Source organism: Mycobacterium sp. (assembly GCF_035499775.1).
GTDB lineage: Bacteria > Actinomycetota > Actinomycetes > Mycobacteriales > Mycobacteriaceae > Mycobacterium.
The window spans coordinates 1-2008 of record NZ_DATJYB010000623.1 but is presented as its reverse complement, the minus strand read 5'-3'; the positions used below and the strand labels follow the sequence as shown (position 1 = coordinate 2008).

Sequence of the window (2008 nt, the reverse complement as noted above, 5' to 3'; positions counted from 1 at the left end):
CGATGGCCTCCGCCGAACGCGAAAAAAGCAGCGCCACAACGTCGCTCGGGCCCACGCCGTGGCCGGCCAGCCGGTGCGCCAACCGGTCGGCGGCCTGGTCGAGCTCGCGGTACGTCATCGAGCGGCCGTCGCAGGTCACTGCGTCCGCGTCGGGGGTACGTGCCACCTGCGCAGTCCACAGCGTCGTAATCGACGACTCGGTGACCGGGGCCTCCCCGGCTAATACCGTCCGGTTGCCCCACCCGTCCAACCGGGCGTGCTCGGCGGGATCGAGCAGGTCGATCGACGACGTGCGCCGCCCCGGATCTGCCGTGACTGCCTCCAAGACCTTCTGCAACCGCCCGATCAGCGCCTCGACGGTGGCCGTGTCATACACGTCGGTGCGGAACTCGACCGTCCCGCCGATCCCGGCGGGCCCACCCGTGTCGGTGAAGCGTTCGGCCAGAAAAAACGACAGGTCCATGCGGGCGGTGTGGGTGTCGAGGGCCACGGGCGTGGCCTGCAGATCGCCCAGCGCCAACCCGGCGGCGGGGTCGTCGTATCGCCAGGTGAAGTTCTGCCAGGCCAATGTCACCTGGATCAGCGGGTGGTGGGTCCGGGATCGGGGCGGGTTGAGCCGCTCGACGAGCGCCTCGAAGGGCACGTCCTGGTGCTCGTAGGCGGCCAGGCTGCGCTCTCGCACCTGGGCGAGCAACTCGGTGAAACTGGGATCCCCAGCAAGGTCGACGCGCAAGATCAGGGTGTTGACGAAGAAGCCGATCAGCCCGTCAAGCGCCGGATCCCCGCGACCGGCGATTGGGAATCCCACCGCCACATCGGTGGCCGCGCTCAGCCGGGACAACAGCGCGGCCAGCGCCGCCTGGACCACCATGAAACTGGTCGAATTGTGTTCGCGGGCAAGACTTCCCACCCGCTGCTGCAGCTCCGCCGGCCATTCCACCGCAACGCTCGCGCCGCGGTGGTCGGCAACCAGCGGATACGGCCGATCGGTGGGCAACTGCAGGCGCTCGGGAATCCCGGCCAGCACCTCTTCCCAGTACCCGACCTGAGCGGCGAGAGGACTGTTGCGGTCCGCCGCATCACCGAGATTCTGCCGCTGCCACAGCGCGTAATCGACGTACTGCACCGGCAATTCAGCCCAACCCGGGAGCCGGCCCGCGCAGCGGCTCAGATAAGCCTCCCCGAGGTCGGCGGCCAACACGCCGATCGACCAGCCGTCCCCGGCGATATGGTGCACCGTGATCAGCAGCACGTGCTCCTGGTCGGTGACGCGGAAAAGCCGTGTGCGAAACGGGATGTCGATGCCCAGGTCAAAGCTGTAGCGCGCCGCCTCCTCGATCGCCTCGGCCAGCCGGTCCGGAGGCCACCCGGTGGAATCGACTACTCCCCAACCGAAGTCGGCCCGCTCGGCCGAAATGATCAGCTGCTGGGGTATCCCGTCGACCGCGGAGAAAACCGTGCGCAGGCTTTCATGGCGGCCCACCAGATCGACCAGCGCCGCCGTCAGCGCCTCGACGTCCAGCTGCCCACGCAGGCGCAACGCCACGGACCTGTTGTAGACCGGCGACGGCCCCTGCAACTGGGCGATGAACCACAACCGGCTCTGCGCAAACGACAGCGGGACCACCGCGGGCCGCTCTCGGGCCACCAACGGCTTGAGCCCGCCGGCGTTGCCGTTGATGCGCGCCGCCAGCTGGGCAATCGTCGGCGCGTTGAACACCGCGCTCACCTTGAGATCGACGTCCAGGGCCGCGTTGATCGCGGTGACCGCCCGCATGGCCGACAGCGAATCCCCACCCAGCTCGAAAAACGAATCGGCGACGCCGACGTGCTCCACCCCGAGCAGACGAGTGAAGACGTCGTGCAGCGCCTGCCTGATCTTGGGGTCGACGAATGTTTCCGGTGCCGGCAGGGCACGGGTGTCGATGTCGCCGTTGACCGTTAACGGCAACGTCTCCAGGACCACCACCTCGGCGGGCACCAGGTACGACGGCAGCCGCTCTGTCAA

General features: G+C 68.3%; 1 protein-coding gene. It reads right to left on the bottom strand.

What is annotated here, in order from left to right:
* Positions 1–2008, bottom strand: a 2008-nt coding sequence (locus VML93_RS37270) for a condensation domain-containing protein (RefSeq protein WP_325618703.1), incomplete at both ends; no start/stop codon positions are given.